Source organism: Streptomyces sp. NPDC033845 (assembly GCF_055576225.1).
On record NZ_JBVIRI010000006.1, the window covers coordinates 406,819 to 424,162 of the forward strand.

At 70.0% G+C, this 17,344-nt stretch carries 17 protein-coding genes and 3 pseudogenes; 13 read left to right on the plus strand and 7 right to left on the minus strand.

Annotated elements, in window-relative coordinates:
• Window positions 1-1,915: 1,915 nt before the first annotated feature.
• Together ACZ50K_RS16530 and ACZ50K_RS16535 are read left to right on the plus strand one after the other, a co-directional pair.
• Window positions 1,916-2,403: pseudogene (locus ACZ50K_RS16530) on the plus strand (IS5 family transposase); the annotation flags it as partial.
• 419 nt (window positions 2,404-2,822) lie between these two features.
• Window positions 2,823-3,980 carry a phage tail sheath family protein gene (locus ACZ50K_RS16535; RefSeq protein WP_468903173.1) on the plus strand — a complete coding sequence of 386 codons (1,158 nt, stop codon included), beginning with the start codon at window positions 2,823-2,825 and terminating at the stop codon, window positions 3,978-3,980.
• A gap of 194 nt (window positions 3,981-4,174) precedes the next feature.
• Here the strand turns inward: ACZ50K_RS16535 and ACZ50K_RS16540 are convergent, their stop codons facing one another.
• Window positions 4,175-4,417: a hypothetical protein gene (locus ACZ50K_RS16540; protein ID WP_468903175.1), complete on the minus strand. Its 243-nt coding sequence runs from the start codon at window positions 4,415-4,417 to the stop codon at window positions 4,175-4,177.
• A 308-nt stretch (window positions 4,418-4,725) separates the two neighbouring features.
• Here ACZ50K_RS16540 and ACZ50K_RS16545 point away from each other — a divergent pair, with 308 nt between their 5' ends.
• Together ACZ50K_RS16545 and ACZ50K_RS16550 are read left to right on the plus strand one after the other, a co-directional pair.
• A complete protein-coding gene (locus tag ACZ50K_RS16545) occupies window positions 4,726-5,097 on the plus strand; it encodes a DUF6368 family protein (RefSeq protein ID WP_468903177.1) in 372 nt (123 codons plus the stop codon).
• A gap of 933 nt (window positions 5,098-6,030) precedes the next feature.
• The gene (locus tag ACZ50K_RS16550; protein WP_468903179.1) at window positions 6,031-6,342 is read left to right on the plus strand and encodes a hypothetical protein; all 312 of its coding nucleotides are present in this window, start codon (window positions 6,031-6,033) and stop codon (window positions 6,340-6,342) included.
• A gap of 111 nt (window positions 6,343-6,453) precedes the next feature.
• Here the strand turns inward: ACZ50K_RS16550 and ACZ50K_RS16555 are convergent, their stop codons facing one another.
• The gene (locus ACZ50K_RS16555) at window positions 6,454-7,419 is read right to left on the minus strand and encodes a ribosome-inactivating family protein (protein ID WP_468903182.1); all 966 of its coding nucleotides are present in this window, start codon (window positions 7,417-7,419) and stop codon (window positions 6,454-6,456) included.
• A 384-nt stretch (window positions 7,420-7,803) separates the two neighbouring features.
• Between ACZ50K_RS16555 and ACZ50K_RS16560 the strand changes: the two genes are divergently transcribed.
• The gene (locus ACZ50K_RS16560) at window positions 7,804-8,367 is read left to right on the plus strand and encodes a hypothetical protein (protein WP_468903184.1); all 564 of its coding nucleotides are present in this window, start codon (window positions 7,804-7,806) and stop codon (window positions 8,365-8,367) included.
• A gap of 217 nt (window positions 8,368-8,584) precedes the next feature.
• On the opposite strand, the gene ACZ50K_RS16565 is transcribed toward ACZ50K_RS16560, so the two are convergent.
• Window positions 8,585-8,719 carry a hypothetical protein gene (locus ACZ50K_RS16565; protein WP_468903186.1) on the minus strand — a complete coding sequence of 45 codons (135 nt, stop codon included), beginning with the start codon at window positions 8,717-8,719 and terminating at the stop codon, window positions 8,585-8,587.
• A 734-nt stretch (window positions 8,720-9,453) separates the two neighbouring features.
• A complete protein-coding gene (locus ACZ50K_RS16570; RefSeq protein WP_468903188.1) occupies window positions 9,454-9,627 on the minus strand; it encodes a CsbD family protein in 174 nt (57 codons plus the stop codon).
• A gap of 844 nt (window positions 9,628-10,471) precedes the next feature.
• Between ACZ50K_RS16570 and ACZ50K_RS16575 the strand changes: the two genes are divergently transcribed.
• Together ACZ50K_RS16575 and ACZ50K_RS16580 are read left to right on the plus strand one after the other, a co-directional pair.
• On the plus strand, window positions 10,472-10,633 hold the full coding sequence (locus ACZ50K_RS16575) for a DUF5670 family protein (RefSeq protein WP_468903190.1): 162 nt from the start codon (window positions 10,472-10,474) through the stop codon (window positions 10,631-10,633).
• 297 nt (window positions 10,634-10,930) lie between these two features.
• Window positions 10,931-11,296 (plus strand): hypothetical protein, encoded by a 366-nt coding sequence (locus tag ACZ50K_RS16580; protein WP_468903192.1) that lies wholly within the window; start codon window positions 10,931-10,933, stop codon window positions 11,294-11,296.
• 140 nt (window positions 11,297-11,436) lie between these two features.
• On the opposite strand, the gene ACZ50K_RS16585 is transcribed toward ACZ50K_RS16580, so the two are convergent.
• On the minus strand, window positions 11,437-11,667 hold the full coding sequence (locus ACZ50K_RS16585; protein ID WP_468903194.1) for a hypothetical protein: 231 nt from the start codon (window positions 11,665-11,667) through the stop codon (window positions 11,437-11,439).
• 761 nt (window positions 11,668-12,428) lie between these two features.
• Here ACZ50K_RS16585 and ACZ50K_RS16590 point away from each other — a divergent pair.
• Both ACZ50K_RS16590 and ACZ50K_RS16595 read left to right on the plus strand, forming a co-directional pair.
• Window positions 12,429-12,731: pseudogene (locus ACZ50K_RS16590) on the plus strand (FAD-dependent oxidoreductase); the annotation flags it as partial.
• Window positions 12,732-13,487: 756 nt separating this feature from the next.
• Entirely contained in the window at window positions 13,488-13,625 is a 138-nt protein-coding gene (locus ACZ50K_RS16595) for a hypothetical protein (protein ID WP_468903196.1), read from the plus strand.
• Between the two features lie 490 nt (window positions 13,626-14,115).
• Here ACZ50K_RS16595 and ACZ50K_RS16600 read toward each other — a convergent pair whose 3' ends face one another.
• On the minus strand, window positions 14,116-14,520 hold the full coding sequence (locus ACZ50K_RS16600) for a hypothetical protein (RefSeq protein ID WP_468903199.1): 405 nt from the start codon (window positions 14,518-14,520) through the stop codon (window positions 14,116-14,118).
• On the opposite strand from ACZ50K_RS16600, the gene ACZ50K_RS16605 reads away from it, so the two are divergent.
• Both ACZ50K_RS16605 and ACZ50K_RS16610 read left to right on the plus strand, forming a co-directional pair.
• Window positions 14,511-14,864, plus strand: coding sequence for a Ku protein (locus ACZ50K_RS16605; RefSeq protein ID WP_468903201.1), 354 nt, complete (start codon window positions 14,511-14,513; stop codon window positions 14,862-14,864). The two genes, ACZ50K_RS16600 and ACZ50K_RS16605, sit on opposite strands and share 10 nt — an antisense overlap.
• On the plus strand, window positions 14,828-15,040 hold the full coding sequence (locus ACZ50K_RS16610) for a hypothetical protein (protein WP_468903202.1): 213 nt from the start codon (window positions 14,828-14,830) through the stop codon (window positions 15,038-15,040). Before ACZ50K_RS16605 ends, ACZ50K_RS16610 begins: the two co-directional genes overlap by 37 nt.
• 711 nt (window positions 15,041-15,751) lie before the next feature.
• On the opposite strand, the gene ACZ50K_RS16615 is transcribed toward ACZ50K_RS16610, so the two are convergent.
• Entirely contained in the window at window positions 15,752-16,108 is a 357-nt protein-coding gene (locus ACZ50K_RS16615) for an STAS domain-containing protein (protein WP_468903204.1), read from the minus strand.
• Window positions 16,109-16,818: 710 nt separating this feature from the next.
• On the opposite strand from ACZ50K_RS16615, the gene ACZ50K_RS16620 reads away from it, so the two are divergent.
• Both ACZ50K_RS16620 and ACZ50K_RS16625 read left to right on the plus strand, forming a co-directional pair.
• A complete protein-coding gene (locus tag ACZ50K_RS16620; RefSeq protein WP_468903205.1) occupies window positions 16,819-17,127 on the plus strand; it encodes a transposase in 309 nt (102 codons plus the stop codon).
• Window positions 17,124-17,344 (plus strand): annotated as a pseudogene (locus tag ACZ50K_RS16625) (IS3-like element ISCARN46 family transposase); the annotation flags it as partial. The gene ACZ50K_RS16620 and the pseudogene ACZ50K_RS16625, both read left to right, overlap by 4 nt.

Sequence of the window (17,344 nt, forward strand, 5' to 3'; positions counted from 1 at the left end):
CCTTCCGGTCGGGGCTCCCACGATCGCGCCGGCCTGCGGCCCTCGGCGACGGGGACCAACCCCCAACGGAGCCCCAAGTGTTGTCTCCCAGAGACGGTGGCGGCGGTGCGGCGGAACCGGGACCGTACGTCCGCCGACGCGGACCCAGGCGGGTACCGGGGCCTACTCGATAGTGCTGTGACCTGGAAGGTCCGCCGGGGTGAAGGGATCAGGCCGCGATGGGTAGTGGTCTGCTGCGGTCCGCGAGCTCTTCCACCAGCAGCACCGGGTGACCACCGCGATGGCCCGCCAAGCCCGCGCCTTGGCCCGTGACGCCGGCCAGGACCTGGCGGAGCCGGTACAGCGAGTGGTCGAGCCGATACTCCACACCCTGCTGACCGATCCGGCCGCCGGACAGGCTCGCGCTCAGGGCGTTCTGGCGGCCGCTCCCTCTCCCGTGGTGGTCTTCGACGGCCTGGAACCCGCCCTCGACGCCGTCGCGAAGGTGCCTGCTGCCCCTCCCGCACCATCGAAGGGTGCGCGCTCGGCTGCGGGCCCTTGCCCGGACCCCTGCCGGCGGACCCCGGCCCCAGGGGGCGTAGGCGCGGAAGCGGGGGCCGGCGCCCCCCTGCGTCCGCCCCACCGGTGAACCATCGCCGCCGGGTGAGCCCGCCTTCCCACTCTGCCGCCCCTTCGGCAGGTCACTGGCCGTTGGTGCCGTGGCCCGGCCGGCTGACCGAGAGTCTGGTGATCCAGTGGGAGCCCCGACGCAGCTGCGCCATGTCGAGGGGGAGGGCCTCGGTCGGCCGGTTGACAGGCGCTCGATGTACCAGGCGCGCGAGGTCCCTCGGCGTGGCCTTTGAGCGGTCGTTCGCGCGGGGCTCGGCCGCTGGGACGCGCCGGGGTGGGGGAGTGGCCCGGTGGCCTCACCGGTGAGTTCCCCGTACCTACCGGCGTGGACTCACTGCTTACCGGCAGGCGGATTCCAGTGGCTCACGGGGGCGTACGTGGATGTGGAAGCAACCCATGCTGGTTTATGGAGTTTGGTGGGTGCGGGCCTTGCATACTTGCCGGCCGGTGAGTCCGGGCGGTGGCTGTGATCGTTTCGTGATGCGTCGAGGGTCGGATCGGTGAGTGGAGTGGTGAGGTCGGCGCCGTTGAGTGAGGCCTCGGACACACCGGTGCCGCGCCGGTGTCTCCGAGGGCTGTTTGCGGTGCTGCCGTGTCGGTTGTGCAGTGCCGCACCGGTCCGCGGCTTAATTCACGCGATCAGACTGGCGAAGGGCGTTCCGGCATGTCACTTACCTCCATCATGGTTACGGTGCTTTCGCAGTGGCCCAACCGGCGCCGCGGGCCCCTGCCTCAGCATGCCTCAAGCATCCGGGCGCCCCGCGGGGAAGGTTGGGAGCTGCTTTCCGGGTGCGGGGCCCAGATCCTGCGGCCGGCGGCGGCGCCTACGAGGTCCGCCGGGTTGGGTGCGGCATGGACAGCCTGGCGGTCGTGGTGGGGGTCGTCCGCCGCTGTGAAAGCCCGGAGGGCCGGTTGATCCTCATCGTGCTGTCAGGGCTGCCCGGGTGGGCCCTGGAGGTGATCGGTGGGTGGTCGCTTCGGGCGTGTCGGTGTATCGACTGCGCTAGCGTGGCGGGGAGTTGGTCGATTCCCGTTGTGCAATCGATCGCGCCTGCGCGGTTCTTCTCGCAGGTACCCCATGAGATCATCCGTCATCCGAGGTTATCCGCGGAGGCGGTCCGCCTGCTGGCCTGGCAGCTCTCCCTCCCGCAGGGGGCCGATGAGGCGTTGTCGAAGACAGCCGGGCGAGCCCGGCTGACGAAGACGGCGTTCCTGCGGGCGAAACGTGAACTGCTGGCCGAGGGCTACCTCCACGAATGGCGCCTCCAGGGCGAGGCCGGCCGCTGGTCCACCCGACAACTGCCCCGCCCACGTGCGGGCCAAAAAGGGGGCGAACTCAAAGGTCCGAGCCCCGAGGACCGGGGCAAGCCGGGCTCCAAGATGCACGTCCTGTCGGATGCGGACGGACTGCCCCTCCTCGTCGGCCTCTCCGCGGCCAACACCCACGACAGCCTCGCGCTGAAGCCCATGGTCATGGGCAACCAAACGAGACACGGCCCCCACCGAGGCCGCTACTTCAAACCTCAGCGGCTGCACGCCGACAAGGCCTACGACATCCCTCACCTGCGGAAATGGTGACGCGGCAAACGTATCGGAGTCCGCATCGCACGCAAGGGCATCGAGTCGTCCGAGCGGCTCGGAAGGCGCCGGTGGGTGATCGAGCGGACCATGTCCTGGCTGACCGGCTACCGCCGCCTCAACCACCGCTACGAACGCGACCCCCGCAACTACCTGGCATTTCTCGGCCTGGCCGCTGCCATCTGCTGCTACAAGCGCCTACTCCGCCTCACCACACAGGACACGGTCTTAGTCATCCGGTTGATCGGGGCACGTCACAAGGGTGCCCACGATCTGGTCACGGACGGCCTGTACCTCGGCCTCCGGACGGCCCTACGGAACCCGGCGGACGATGCGTCGCTCCGCTACCGCACCGGACTGGGCCCCGAGGTCCACGCCCATGTTCTCAGCACCCCCGGGGCCCGTGAACTGATCGTCCGTACAGCGGTGCAGCTGCGGGCGCTGGCCGATGAGGTGCCAGTGGGCGGGCCGGTCCGGCTGACGGTGGCCTGCCCCGGCGGTCTCTAGCCACAATCAGGTGTTGCTGGCGCGTCTATGACGCTCTGTGCCGCCGTCTGGTGCAAAAGACCCTGCTGTGGGGGTGGCGGCTCCTAGGCTGGCCTCTGCCGGTGATCTCCGTCTGGAAGAGGTTTTTCGTGCCTATCGTCGAACTCGGCTCTGAGGAATCGAGCAACTCACGGGTCGTAGCCGCCGCCCAAACTTCGGTGGCCGCGTTCCTGGTCGGCTCGGAAGGAGACCACCTGCCCTCGCTCACACACGTACGGTCGTGGGCCGAGTTCGAAAGGGAGTTTACGTACGCCTCCGATATCGACTCGGAGCGAGCGGAGATCTCGCCGATCGCGTGGTCGGCGGTGTTCGGCTGGTTCAACAATGGCGGCGGGGGGATGTACATCGTCCCCGTACCCGCCGCCGACGTCGCAGCCGAGGCCGTGAAGGACGAGGAGCCGCGCGGTCTGAAGGCGCTGGAGTCCATCAAGGTGCAGATCGTCATCGCACCGGACCTGTGGAGCACCCCGGCCACGGCGCCCGCCCGGGCGGCCGCGATCGCCGGGCACTGCGCGCGGATGGGGGATCGAATCGCGGTCCTTCACCTGGAACGGAACGTGGACCCGGTCGTCGATGCCGTCAAGTCGCTCGGCATCGCAGCTGAGGATCTCGCGTTCGCGACGGTTTACCACCCGTGGGCCAACGTTCAAGACCCGTCGGACCCGAGTGGCGAGATCGCGGTGCCGCCGACCGGGCACGTGGCCGGCGTGTGGGCGCGGGTCGCTTCGGCGCGCGGCGTCCACAAGGCTCCTGCCAACGAGGGCCTGCGTGGTGTGGTCTCCCTGACTCAGGACATCAGCGACGAGGAACAGGGAGTGTGGAACGACGCCGGCGTGAACGGCCTGCGCAACTTCCGCGACTCCGGCGTGCTGGTGTGGGGGGCTCGGACGCTGGCTGCCTCCGACGTCACGGACGTGGAGCAGGGTTACCTGAATGTGCGCCGCACGATCATCTTCATCAAGGAGTCAATCCGGCAGTCCACCGAGTGGGTGGTGTTCGAGTCGAACGGCGACGCTCTGCGGACCTCCGTTCAGGCCACGGTGTCGAGCTTCCTGACGCGCCTGTGGCGCTCCGGCGTGCTCGTCGGACGCACCCCAGACGAGGCGTTCTACGTGGTGTGCGACGAGTCCAACAACCCGCCTGAAGACGCGGCTGAGGGCAAGCTGACCGTCGACGTCGGTGTTGCGATCATCCGGCCTGCCGAGTTCATCACCTTCCAGGTCACCAAGATCGTCGACCAGGCCTGACCAGTGAAGTACGACGGCTGCCGCCGAAGACATCACCTCGATGCCTTCGGCGGCGCACCGGACCCGGCGCCCGCCCTGAGCGTCGGGCGGATAGACGATCACGGGCACCGTTGCAGCCACCATGCGGTGGGGCTGTCCGGGTCGGGTGCGGGTCTCGGCGGCCTGCGCGGTGGCGGTTTCGACCGGGGTGGTGGTCATGCGGCTGCCCTCCGAAGTACGGCGGAGCTGGTGCGGGCGGCACGCTGCAGGTCTGCCCGGCTGCCCCCGCCGGGGCCGGTCCAGTACGGGTGTGTGTGCAGGCGCAGTGACAGGGCGATCAGCCGCCGCCGCGCCGCGCTGGTCCCGGCCGGGCCGCAGGCTGCGAGTTCGGCATAGGCGGACTGCCAGGCTTGTTCGAGGGCGAGGAGGTCGGGCGAGAAGCGGAATGGTGCTCTCACGCCCCTAATGGAAACACGTGTTCGAATTCCACGGGAAGTCCGGATGCTCCGTCTGGGCCGTCGGCGCTGTGACTGAGCACGATAGATGGCCCTTGAGCGGGATAGATGTCCCGTTGTGCATTCCGGTTGACCCGTGAAGGTGAGCCTTGCCACGTTAGTTGGAACTTGGTCATGGTTCTTGGAACCGGAGCGCCCAGCGCTGGAATCGATCTTGAGCTAGCCGCGTCTCAGAAATGATCAGGTGTCTGCCACCAGGACCTGGTAGAACCGGGTCCTGGTGGCGCATGGGCCACGACTCTGGGGGTGGCATGTCGGGACCGGCAGTTGGGCTGTGGCTTTTCGAGCCACGCGGGTTCGAGGACATCCTGGCCGGTGTGGTCCCGTGGTTGGGGACCTTCTGTGATCCGGTGGAGGCCAAGGCCGGCGGCGATGTGGATTTCTGGGTGCGAGACGGTTCTGCCCTGGACCTGGGGACCTTCGATCCCGCCGGTGTCGGCGTGTTCTTCCTGTCGGAGGACGAGGAGATACCTGCGGAGGACGAGGACTACTCGGCCTTCTCGCGGCCGCCAGTGCAGGGGCTGATCATCGGCGCCGGCGGTTCGGGCTCGGTGAACCACGTGCTGCTCGGCCACCAAATGCCCGCACGGTCCCGCAGCCGGCCCGGCGCCGGAGTGCAGTGACGGTTCACCGTGCTGCCGCGCTCACCCGTCGGGGTGAACCGGCCCCCTCGCGTACGTACCCGCGATGTGTGCGGAGTGCCCCCAACTCGGCGTCAATTAGCGCCTATTGACATGAACAGGGATGTTTCGTCATGTTTCTGGCGCGGCCCGTCCGGGCCGCGCCGGTGGTGCGAGGGGAGTGTGCACTGTGACGCGTTCGGTGCGTGAGGTGTACGGCGAGTACGAGGCGGTGGCCCGGTTGCGGGTGCCGGCGGCGGCCTGGCGGTGGGCGGCGGGGTCGGGCCTGGTCCCGGTGGCGGACGCTGGCCCTGGGCGGTGGTCGCGGGCGGTGGTGGAGGCGGTGGATCCGGAGGCGGTCCGGGCCGCGCTGAGGGGCCCGGTCGGCGCCTCGCCCGGGGCGGTTCGGCCGGCCGACGGCGGCCCTCGCCGGCACCCGGCCGCCGGCCCGCACCGTGTGAGGGGTGCAGTGACGGTTCCCTGGTGAACCTCGCTCCCCTCCCGGGTGAACCGGCCTGTGGGGCCCTGTCCCTGACGGGTGGCGGGCCGACCTGCGGGGCGGCGCCGGCCGCGCCGTGCACGCGGTCCCGCACGCCGCCCCTGGCGAGGACTGCCTGTGCCTGCGACAGGACTGCGGAGGCATCATCGTGAAGGCGTGGTGCCCGGAACACAGCAACCAGCCCGCACCCGCAATGGAGTGGCACCCCGGAGGCGGGATCCGCTGCGACGACCTGTCCAGGGTCCTGGTCTAGCCAGCGACTCCCGGCCCGCCCGGTTCCGGCCGGGCCGGCCGCACGCGCCGGCAGGCACCCCGCCGCCCCCCTCTCCCGGCCGACTCATGCCAGGTCGCGGCCCTGCTGGGGCTGCGGGGAGGATCGGAGCCCGGGTGCGGGTAGGGGCGGGGTGGAGGGAGGCGGCGTCGTGTTGGTGCCTCCGGTGGAGCAGACGCTGGCCCAGGCCGCGGAGTCCATCCCCGGCCCCGCCGTGGCGAAGGCCGGACTGGCCTATGAGCCAAAGTACGACTGGTCCTCGGCTGCCCCGACACCGCATCCTCGACACCGACATCGAGGACCAGGCGCCAGCCGTGCCCCCGACGGCGGTGCTGCCGGGCCCGGTGTTCGTGGGGCGCCGTGGCGCGCCGCCGATCGCGCCGGGGCCTGCCGCCTGATGGGGCAGTGGACGGCGCAGGACCTGTACGTGCTGGTACTGGGCGCATTGATGGCCGTCATCGTCTACGGGACCCGCTGACGACCCGTCGCGCGCCCGAGGAGGGCGCTGCCGACGACGCGCCGCGGGGCCCGAGCCGGCTGGGCCCGGCCCTGTGAGGGATGGGGTCCCAGCTGGTGCGGCGCTGCCGGGTCAGATGCCCTTGCCGAGGATGGCGACGAAGGGGGCGATGCGAGGGGTTCCGTGCACGAGCTGTGTGTAGTTGCGGTATTGGCGCCCGTCGATGTTCACCGGAGCGACGTTGGTGCGTCCTTGGATGGTCTGGTGGGCCATCGAGGACAGGGGGTCCCAGGCGTTCTGGAGATCGGTGCCGAAACCGCCGATGTGGTCCGGGAAGTTGGGGTCGCTGCTGTCACCGTCGTTCGCGATGACGCGGGCGATGCGTTCCTCGATCCAGCCGAAGCGGGCGGCCTCGGCGGTGGCGCCGATGAAGAAGCCGAGCGCCCGACCCACCTGTTGGGAGTTCATGTTGCTCTCGGTCACGTTCTCCAGGACTCCCAGGAAGTTCAGGAAGTTCTGCGACCTGAACGCCACGTACCCCCGGAACTCCTCCGTAGCGTACATCGTGGCGTAGCGCCCGGTGGAATGCAGCACCCTGACCAGGGGAGGCTGCACGTTCCAGCGGCGACCGATGCTCCGCGACAGGTGACTGAAAGAGGCGTCGTCGAAGCGGTAGTGGGCGCCGCGGGAGGTGAAGCCCATCAGGTAGAGGTTGTCGACGTTGAAGTACAGCGCAACGTGGGTCTGGCCACTGGGGTTCCAGAGGAAGATCCCGAGGACGCGTTCAGAGGGGCTGCTCGGCCGCCTCGTCGTGTCAAGAAAATTAGGGTCGCCTTGGGCGCCGGCCATCGGCTGGGCAGCGATACTGCGCATCCCGCGCACCAAACTCTGGTAACGCGACGCCTGTGCCGCAGCCGCCATGGTGCGGCGCTGACCTTCGTAGCCCTCCATGCGCCAAACCATCTCGGACCACAGGTCATTGGTGTCCGCGTGGGCCTGCGGAGCGGCCAGACCCTGCAGCGCCCCCAGGGCGGGGAGTGCCAGCGCCGCAGCGCCGATCCTTGTGAAGGACCGTCGGGACAGCTCTCGTTCGCTCATGAACCGGATCTCTCTAAGTCGTGGAACGGGGACGACGCAGCGGCACGTCAGAGCCGGCGGTTTCCCCTGGTCTGCGGTGAGCAGGCCACGCTGCCTCACACCTGGCGGGCGAACAGAACATGACGCATCACTGAAGGCTTGTCAGCGACGCTGATCTCGGTCCCGGTTCTGCCTGCCGTGTCCTTGAGTCAACCGGGCCCCGCCGAGGCGCACCACGCAGTTCCACCGGCAAAAGTAGAGACCGGGCTACTTCTGCGCACGTGGCGTTGCTGCCGGTGGTGCGTACGGAGGGACTGGGCGGCGGTCCGGCGTCTGGCCCCCAGCCGCCGCTCCCCGCTGGCCGTGCTGGAGTCGGCGGGGCCGGGCACGGTGATGCTGTCAGGTGTGGCACGGATCGCCGGCCCGGGCCGGGCCACGGTGGTGGCCTGGCGCCGCCGCCACCCCGACTTCCCCGTCCCGGTGGGCGGCACCGTGACGAGTCCGGAGTTCGGGCACGCGGACGTGGTGGCGTGGCTCCTGGCCCACGGCACGATCGCCGTCCCGCACACCGTGCCGTCCGCCACCCTGGTCGTACGCCGGTCCGGCGGCGGAACCCGCACCATCCGCCTCGACGCCACCGCCCTGTGCCTCGCCGACACCGCGGAGGAGACCGAGACGGTGTCCGGGTGGGTCACCTCCGCGGACGCGGAAGCCCTCACCGCGCTCGCCGCGGCTCCGTCGGGCATCGCTGTCCGGGGCCTGGCCGTGTCCCGCGCGGCCGCGCTCGCCGTGCCGGGGGCATTGCGGTGTCGGGGCGGTTTGACGGGGGTCGGGGTCGGGAGTGGGTGGAGCTGTCCTGGCGGGTCGGCCTGCGGGGCGGCGTCGGCCGTGCCGTGCACGCTGTCCCGTGCGCGGTCCCGGGCGGGGACTGCGTGTGCATGCGGCAGGACTGCGGGGGCATCGTGGTGAAGGCCTGGTATCCGGAGCACGGCGGCCAGGCCGCGCCCGCGAGGAGTGCCATCCCGGGGGCGGGATCCGGTGCGGGGAGCTGTCCGGGGTCCGCAATAGCCCCTGACGTACGTTCAGCGTCGTTTGCCACCATGAGTGGCACAAATGCCACTCATGGTGGCAAACCAGCATAGGAGTGTCGCACCTGACGTACGTCCGACGCTCGGCTAACGGGCGCTCAGGCCGAGCCGTGGACGGTGTGGTGGAGGGCGGTCCGCAGGATCGCGCCGGTGGTGGTGATCTGGGCGGCGGTCTGAGCCCGTTCGTCGAGTACTTCGGGGGGCGCGGCCCGCTTCCCCACCGGTCCGCCCACGCCTGAAGGATTTGGATGTGGGGGGTGGTTGCTCCAGTACACCCCGCGGTGCAGCGGTACGGCGAGGTCGTCGGGCAGCGTGACGCACAGCCGGCCCGTGAGCCCCGTCCCGCCGTACGGACCGGTCCCGCCGAGCGTGCCCGGCCTGCTGCGCCCCTTCGGGGATGACCGGCCACGGCCGCATGAACCCGCGCTGTTCCAGCTCGGTGCGGAGGGAGGGGGCGAGGGCCCGCCACCGGGTGACGCGGTGCCGGCCGTTCTCCCGGTACCGGTCCCGTTCGGCACGGATCCGCGTACGGGCCTCCCGCAGCGCCGCGCCCCGCAGGTCGAGGACGCCGGCGTCTTGTTCGGCTGCGGCCTGCCACCGGAGTTCGTAGGACTGCTGCTGGGCGACGAGGGCTTCGAGCCGGTCAAGGTCGGCCGGCGGCACCGCCACGACCATGGTGTGTCCCATGCCCCCATCATCCCGGTGACGGAGCACGGCTCGGTCCGGACCGTGGCAGGTTGCCGGCCGGGCCGTCCGGCGGCGGGCCCTTGCCCGGACCCACGCCGCCGGACCCCTCACCCCCTGCCACCGGTGCGCAGCGGACGGCGGCCACGATCCGCGACCGTTCCCCGGGCCACGAGCCGGCCGCACGAGCCATCGACGCCGGGTACGGCGGAGCCCCCGGCCCCGGGGGGAGGTGGGCTGGGGGCTCCGGATGTGGCCGCGGCGGACGGGCCGTCGGCCGGGTTCAGTGGCGGAAGGTGTCCTTGACGTCTTCCTTGGCCTGACGGGCGTGGCCCTTGGCCTGGTCGGCCTGGCCGTCGGCGGTCATGCGTTCGTTGCCGACCATGCGGCCGATGGCCTCCTTGGCCTTGCCCTTGGCCTGCTCGGCCTGTGCCTTGGTCTTCTGCGTGCCCGACATCGGGACCTCCTCGTGGTGTTACCGGATTGGTCGTGACCCCCTCCTGCTCGCGATCACGACGGGCAAACCCTCCGGCCTCCCCGACCTGCCACCTGGAGCCGAACAGCCGCCTGGCCAGGCACTATCCGCGCATCCCGACAGCACCCGACCACCCCCGTAGGCGAGGATGAGGGGCGCCGGTCACGGCGTGGGACAGGGGGAGACGGATGGGCATCATCGGCGACAGGCGACAGCCTGGACCGGGCCGGGCAGCAGGCGTTCACCCGGCCGATCCCGAAATCCGCCGGAGCCCGCATCCGCTGGCTGGGGTTCGGCCGGGTCGGTAGGGCGGGTGGGTTCACCCGGTCCGGGGGCGTGGAGGCCGTGCGGCGCTGGCGTCGGAGGTGGGGGCGCTACGGTCGGTCTCGGGTGTGGTTCCGGATGTTGCGCCGCTGTGTGCGATCCCGTGGGGGGTCTGTCCCGATCACGGTCCCACTCTGGGTACCGGTGGGGGGTGGAGCTCGTGTTGTTTTCCCGGGTGCGGTCGGCGGTGGTCGTATGACCGGCTGGACCAGCCGTGTGCGGAGCTGATGACGCACCGGGTCACGGATACGGCGGGCGGTGTGATCACGGCGTGCGCGGTGCACGCCGCCGAGGCCGGCCAGTACATCGACGACGCCACCATCGAGCTACTCGACGGGTAGGGGCAGGCGCCCGGAGGCGGTCGAGGGTGCAGTCCACCGGTTGTCCGGGTGGTGGGAGTTGGGCGCGCGTGTATGCCCACCAGGTCGGATAAGAATCAGATAAGGGTCATGTGCATGGGCTGGCAGTGGTGGGGCACCTGCCGCTTCGGAGGTTGATAACTATGGTTCCCCTGCTTCTCGTTCTTCTTCTCGCTCTGATCCTGTTCGGTGCCGGTTTCGCGGTGGAGATCCTCTGGTGGGTCGCGATCGTGGTGCTGGTCTTGTGGCTGATCGGTTTCGTGGCCAAGCCCAAGAACAGCAGCGGCCGCTGGTACCGCTGGTAGCCGCAGCACGCACGTATCACCGGTGAGCCCGCCCCGTCACGGGGCGGGCCCACCTGCATGTCCGCCCGAGACCGGCCGCGCGGGAGACGCGGGCGGCCGGCTGTATCTGGTGACCTGCCCCAGCGGCGGCGACGTCCAGGGCGGCGTCCGCTGGTCCCCCACCGGCCCCCAGGGCGGTGGGGTGGACGTCCAGGCCCTCGCCCGCCAAGCGGTTGAGCGGCTGCGCCTTCAGGGCCCGGACATCGGTATTGCACCCCGGCCGGAGGGCTTGGGGACGGTCGGCGTGCCGGTGTACATGTGGAACAAGCCGGGCCCCACCCGGACGGGCCGGCGACCGCGTCCGCCTCGGCCGGTTCCGTCACGGTGACCGCCACCGCCACGGTCCGGCACGTGGTGTGGTCCATGGGCGACGGTGCCACCGTCGTCTGCACCCGCCCCGGGACCCCGTACCGGGAGGCGTTCGGGTTGGCGATGTCACCGGACTGCGGCCACAAGTACACCGGCACCAGCGGCGACTCACCGGGCCGCCGGTTCCCGGTCACCGCCACGACGACGTGGGATGTGGAGTGGGCCGGCGCCGGTCAGACCGGCACGGTCACCACCACCCGGCAGTCCGCCACCAGCCTGGCCATCGGTGAGATCCAGACCGTGTACGTGCCCTGACCTGCACCGGTGAGTTTCCCGGTGAGGTCTCGGCGGTGAATTCACCAGCCATCGGTGAGTTTCGCCGTCGAAACTCACCGGCCCCGGTGAGTGCGCGGGGCGGAACTCACCGGCCGCCGGTGAGTTCACCGGCACCGTGTTCAGGCGGTCCCGGGGTTGGGGGTCCAGACGGCGGGGCCGCCGCCGCGCCACTCGATCAGCGACCACTTGGTGAGGCCGACGTCGTCGGGGTCCAGGCCGGCCCGGCGCAGGAACTCCAGAAGATCACCGGGGCCCATGGCCCGGCCGAGGATCTCTCCGTCGACCCGGACGCGGCGGCCGCCCTGGGCGTCGGGCGGGTAGACGATCACGGGCAGGCCGGCGGGGTCCATGCCTCCACCGTGCCGGTACTGGGTCATTCGAGCACGCCCAGTGCGGTGTCCGGGCTGGCCGGGTGCCGTGCTTCCTGGTCCTCCAGCACCCTCCCGCGTGGACCCAGGCGGGAGGCCGGTCCTGGCCGATGCCGCGCTCTATCAGGTACGCGGGCGGCTCCGGGGCCGGCAGGCGCCGGGCCGCGGCGTCCTCCTGGTCCTGGGCGGCTGCCAGGGCCTGCTCGGCCCGGCCGAGCTCGCCCCGCAGGTAGATGACCAGGGTGCGCAGACGCGGGACGTCGGGTGGCAGGACGGACACCGCGCTCAGGCCCCCGACGAAGGCCGGCACCGGGAACACAGCGAGTTCTCTGGGGGTGACTCTGTGGTGCACGAGGCCCGCAAGCGGTTTGTGCAGCTCAGCGTCAGCTCATCAACCGTAGCGAGTGCAACAGGTGTGGCGCCATCGCCGGTCTGGGTGAAACGCGCTGACAGGCCCTCAATGAGGATGCATGCGGCCCGGACGGCCATCGCGCTCGCCCCTGGCCTCGCACTGGTCGTCTACGCGACCGGCACCTCCCGCATTCCCTGGCCGCCGTCCACCAGAAGCTCCAGGTCCTGCACCGCGCCGAACTCATGGCCGGGGCCGTCGTCGCCGCAACACCGACATGCGCGGGGCGATCACCTATCACCCTGTGGCTCACGTCACATCGGGTTCCTGTCAGGAATCGGGGGGCTGTCCCGCTCAAGTCGCCGAGAGCCCAGCGAACTGACAGGAGCATCACATGAAGCACCGCATCGTCGTCCTCGGCGCCGGCTACGCCGGGGCCTACGTCGCCGGGAACCTGGCCCGCCGACTTTCCCCGGCCGACACCGAGATCACCGTGGTCAACGCCGATCCGGATTTCGTCGAGCGGCTGCGGCTTCACCAGGTCGCGGCTGGCCAGGAGATCGAAACCCAGAAGCTCGCCGACATCTTCGCCGGCACGGGGATAAGGCTGCGCCTGGCCCGTGTCACCACCGTCGACCCCGAGCGCCGGGTCGTCACCGTGGCCGGCGCTGATGGCGGCACCGACGAGCTCGGCTACGCCGCCCCTAATGGCTGCGGCGGCACGGATGTGGAGTTCACCCCGGCTCCGTAGGCCGTGTCGCGGGGGAGCGGAGGTCGTCACCGTGGTGGCGGCCTCTTCTCCAGACCCCGGGCCGGCAGATCGCACGGCCGGCATTGGCTTCCGCCTCCACCGCGGTGCTCTCCGGCGGAGGCGGGGCTTGTCGTCCGCCGCCGGCACGGACTTCTCGGTGCCGGCCCCTCGGTCTGCGGATCCCGGCCGGACGCCGGACGGAGACGTTCCGGCAGGCGTCTCCTCTGCGCGGGTGGAGGCGGATGCGGTCGGGGCCCGGTCGGGTGGAGGAAGCGCTGAACCGGCGTGCGCCTACCAAGTACGTGTATATGCTTTGTAGTACAAGGGGTGTGAGGGTGCGTCGGCGTTCCGGGGCGTCAGATCTCGCTCACCGTAGCCGGGTTGATACGGCACCCACCTGTACCTACGACGGTTTTCGACGGAATCGCACCGAATGTCGAAGGTCAGTTGTGGAGCTGATCCGGCGGTGACTTTGCCCCCGCTGCACCCTGCTGACCTGCGAAAACTGAAGTTTGTCAGCGTTTGCATAGATATCCAGTTCACCCATGTGCGCCGTAACTCGGATTAGGATGCGAGTTGTCCCCGGGAGTGCTCGGGTGTTCGTGGCCTTGCCCAGCTGGGGGCGCGAACGCCTCCACGATCACGGAAGTTCCGTGTGGTTGTGGGCAGCTCACTACCGGGGCTGCGGTGAGGAGGACGGTCTTGAGGACTCTGCTGAAGAGGCTCCGGGACCGGTGGAAGAGCTGGGAAGCCCCGAAGGTCACTCCCGAGCAGGTCGCGGCCGCGGCCGCTGTCGCGACTGTCGTGCGGGAGACGATCGAGACGGTGATCCAGCTCTGAATGCGGAAGGCCTCGACTGACTCGTCAGTCAAGGCCTTCGCGACACCAGGCAGGGGCTTCGTCCTGCATGCCACGAGGCGGCAACCTCGGGGTCGGGGCCCTCTGCTGGATTCACCCTTCCGGGTGAACCCAACCCTGACGGTACCACCGCGTCCACGCCCGTGTTCAGGCAACCGCTCCATTCGTGTGGAGTCTGCGGTGACGATTCACCCGCTCTGATCAGCGCTTCCCCGCAAGTGCTGGACAACGAATCACTGAGCGAGATTCCCCTCACGGGGTGACCCCTGTCCACGCAACCACCCTCACCACACCGGGAATTCCCCAGCCGCTTCCAGCGGGGTGGCCGTCCTGCCCGCACGACGCGTCGAGCGGAGCGGGCCGGCTGCGGTGGTAGGCGGGCGGGGCTCACCAGGGCTCCGTCGCGGAAGCCGGAGGCCCCCGGGTCGGTTCATGCGCTGCGGCGCGGAGCCCGCTTCGTGGTGGTCTTCTTTTAGGCCTCGGCCTCCTTCGCCGGAGTGCTGGCGGTCTTCGCCGGGGCGGCTTTCTTGCCCAGCGCATGGACGCTGCCCGCTGCCGCTGCCTCGGCCTGCGCCTGTCCGCAGGAGGCTTTCGCTTCCTGGACGGACTGGTTGAGCATGGCCATCAGGTCCACGACTTCCGCGCTCGGCGCCGCCTCGGGCGCGGCGGTCGCGCGCGGGGTGCCGGTGCCGGTCTTCGCGGCGATGACGGCTTCGAGGGCAGCCCGGCACTCGTCGTGCACGTTGCCGAGGTCGCCGCTGATGAGGGCCTCAGCCAGCGCGGGGGCCGCCTCCACCTCGGCGTTGCTCACCTCGATCTCAGGGACGGGGACCAGATCGGCCGGGCGGACCTCGTCGGGCCAGCGCAGTGCGAGCATCGACCCGATCCAGGTCGGCGCTTCTCCTACCTGGCCGCCGAAGAGGTTGCCGCCAAGCCCTACGAACTCCTGCGCCAGTCCCGGAGCGCAGCAGCAAGGTGGCGGTGGCGAAGCGCGCGATGCGCGACCGGGAGCGCCTGGGCCTGCTCCGGGTCAAGGACAAAGTGATCATGATGCACTCGCTCCGCTGCCCGGACGAGATCAGATCACCGGAGCAGGTCCCGGTCCCGGAAGTGGAGGTCACCGACGCCGAGGCCGACGCGGCCGTCGCCCTCGCGGAATCCCTGACCGGCAGCGCCTCAGCGGTATGCGTGACGAGTACCGGGCCGCCCTGGAAGTGGTGATCGAAGCCAAGCAGGCCGGGGACCGGCCACCCCCGGCCGATCCGCCGCTGGCGGAGGGCGTGGACCTGATGGCGATGCTGGAGAAGTCCGTACACGACGCAAAGGCCGGGGATGCCACCGTCCACCCCCTGTCCGACCGGCCACCCCCGCGAAGAAGCCCCGCAGGGCCACAGTGAAGGGGGCGGCGGAGAAGAAGACCACCGTCAAGAGCTTTCGCCGCCCTCCGGCGAAGAAGGTCCGACTGCACGCGGACGCTGCGCCGATCGGGTGATGTCCTCGCGCGACATGTCACAGGCCGTACCAGGAGGCCGTTGAACCGGAGAAGGGGAAGACACTGCCGAACCGGACCCCTGAGGAGTTGTGGAACGTCTACGATCCGGGGCTCCAGAAGCGCTCTGATTCGGTGTGGGCGCAGGTCCGGGCCGTGCAGGACCGGCATGGCCGCCCTACCGAGGAGGGTGGCTGGTCGGAGGAGGGTCACGCCGAGTGGCGGGCGGCCTGGGTCGTTTGTGGGGGGAGTGGTCGGACGAGGTCCGGGCCGCGACCGTGGCGTGGGCGGCGGAGTCGGGACAGCGCCGTATCGACATCAAGGCCCGGCTTCGGGGCGAGGTGCGCGGGGGTAAGGATCCGCAGGTCTGGCCCGAGGAATAGCCGACCGCTCGGGCGATGCCCGCAGTCCGGCGCTGTCTGCCGGGCCCTGTCGGGGTGGACGGCTCATGCTGGCGGGAAGGTGCGAGCGGCGGTGACTAGCCATCCCGAGTGGTCTTGCTCGCGCCGGTCGCGCCGATGGATCTGCGGTGCGCGCCTGCCCTCGGGGAGGTTTCCGCTTTCTCTGTTCAGCCTGATGCCCGTCCCACGCGGCGGATGTGTGGGCCGGGCGTCACTGGTCAGCCGGTCGCTCCCGGGGTGGCTGGTGGTGGGGCGGGGTCGAAGAGGGAGAGGGCTCCGCAGCGGTCGAGGAAGTGGAGGAGTTGAGGTTGTGGCTCGTGCAGGCGGAGGGTGCGTCCGTGGGCGAGGGCGGCGAGTTGGGCCCGCAGGAGCATGTTGAGTCCGGTGGAGTCGCAGAACGCGAGCTCGCTGACGTCGACGGTGATCTCCGCCGGGCTGTCCGGGTCGGTGACCAGGCGTTGCAGGATCCGGTCGATCCGGGCGGTCTGGTCGCCGTCCATGTCGAGCTCCCCGGAGACGCGCACCACCGGTGGCCAGGCTGCGGGCAGGGGTGTGGGCTGTTCGTGATCGGTCATCGTTCCCCCGTGGTAGCCGTGTTCCCCACCGACCGTAACCGCTCGGGGTGGTGTGCCCGCACCCCACCCTCGCCTGGCGTGATCTCCTCCGCGGAGGCAGGGGTTCGCGCTCGTCTGCCCGCCATCGCGGACATCATGCCCGTCCGGCGTTCGATTACCTCCCTGTCTCCCATTCGAAAATCTGTGATGGCCGGAGTAGACATCTGGTGGTGGGGTGGTTATGGTTTCTTTCGTAGCCCAGAGAGAACGAAGGGCCCGGCAGAGACGAACTGCCGGGCAGTAGTACCGAAGTACCCGTGGTTGCAGTACGCAGTGCGGTGCGGTGGTGGAGTTTCGGAGCCAGAGCGGTTGCAGGACGGCGACGGGGCTGACGACCGGACCGGGTGGCCCGCAGTCATCAGGGGCCACCATGAGCAGTACCGGCAGTACAGCGGTATCCAGCAGTGAAGTCGGTGGGCAGTACCTCGGTGAAGGCGTCGGCTGCGGGCGCGCGCATCGGGAGGTTCGGCAGTGGGGTTCTAAGCCAGAGCGGATGCACGATGGGCGACGGGGCTGGCTGTCGGAAACGTGGCGCTGGGTCAGGCCGCGAGCGGTACAAGCAGTTCGCAGTATCAGCAGTTCCCAGTGGTAGGTAGTTGGTAGTTGGGCTTGCTTCGCTTTGACGGACATCGGAGATCAGGGGTTTTGGCCCCGGAAGGATGATGTTCATCATGGAGAGCATGGCGAAGAAGAAGGTGCGTCCTCGGCGCTCGTTCACGGCGGAGTTCAAGGCCGAGATCGTCGGCCTGTGCCGACGCGGTGACCGCTCGGTGGGCCAGGTGGCCAGGGACTTCGATCTGACCGAGACCGCGGTGCGGAGCTGGGTGCGGCAGGCCGATGTCGACGCGGGTGACCGGGACGGCCTGACCAGCAGCGAACGCGAGGAGCTGGCCGCACTGCGGCGGGAGAACCGCAGGCTGCGGGAGGACGTTGAGGTCCTCAAGCGTGCGACGGCTTTCTTCGCGACGGAGACCCGGTGAACGTCCACCCGTTCATCGAGGCGGAGAAAACTGCAGGTCACAACGTCAAGCGAGCGTGTGAACTCCTCAAGGTCTCCCGAACCGCCTACTACGCCCGCCGCAACGGCGCCCCCGGCCCCCGCGCAGTGCGGGACGCTGAGCTCACCGAGCAGATCACCATCGTTCACCAGCAGTCACGCGGAACCTACGGCGCCCCGCGCGTCCACGCCGTCCTCAA

Bases quoted from the DNA above. Each gene is read 5' to 3' on its own strand.
- ACZ50K_RS16545 (WP_468903177.1), top strand. From the start codon at position 4,726: ATGTCGGGACCGGCAGTTGGGCTGTGGCTTTTCGAGCCACGCGGGTTC.
- ACZ50K_RS16555 (WP_468903182.1), bottom strand. From the start codon at position 7,419: ATGAGCGAACGAGAGCTGTCCCGACGGTCCTTCACAAGGATCGGCGCT.
- ACZ50K_RS16570 (WP_468903188.1), bottom strand. From the start codon at position 9,627: ATGTCGGGCACGCAGAAGACCAAGGCACAGGCCGAGCAGGCCAAGGGC.
- ACZ50K_RS16575 (WP_468903190.1), top strand. From the start codon at position 10,472: ATGGTTCCCCTGCTTCTCGTTCTTCTTCTCGCTCTGATCCTGTTCGGT.
- ACZ50K_RS16585 (WP_468903194.1), bottom strand. From the start codon at position 11,667: ATGGACCCCGCCGGCCTGCCCGTGATCGTCTACCCGCCCGACGCCCAG.
- ACZ50K_RS16600 (WP_468903199.1), bottom strand. From the start codon at position 14,520: ATGCTCGCACTGCGCTGGCCCGACGAGGTCCGCCCGGCCGATCTGGTC.
- ACZ50K_RS16610 (WP_468903202.1), top strand. From the start codon at position 14,828: ATGCGTGACGAGTACCGGGCCGCCCTGGAAGTGGTGATCGAAGCCAAG.
- ACZ50K_RS16615 (WP_468903204.1), bottom strand. From the start codon at position 16,108: ATGACCGATCACGAACAGCCCACACCCCTGCCCGCAGCCTGGCCACCG.
- ACZ50K_RS16620 (WP_468903205.1), top strand. From the start codon at position 16,819: ATGGAGAGCATGGCGAAGAAGAAGGTGCGTCCTCGGCGCTCGTTCACG.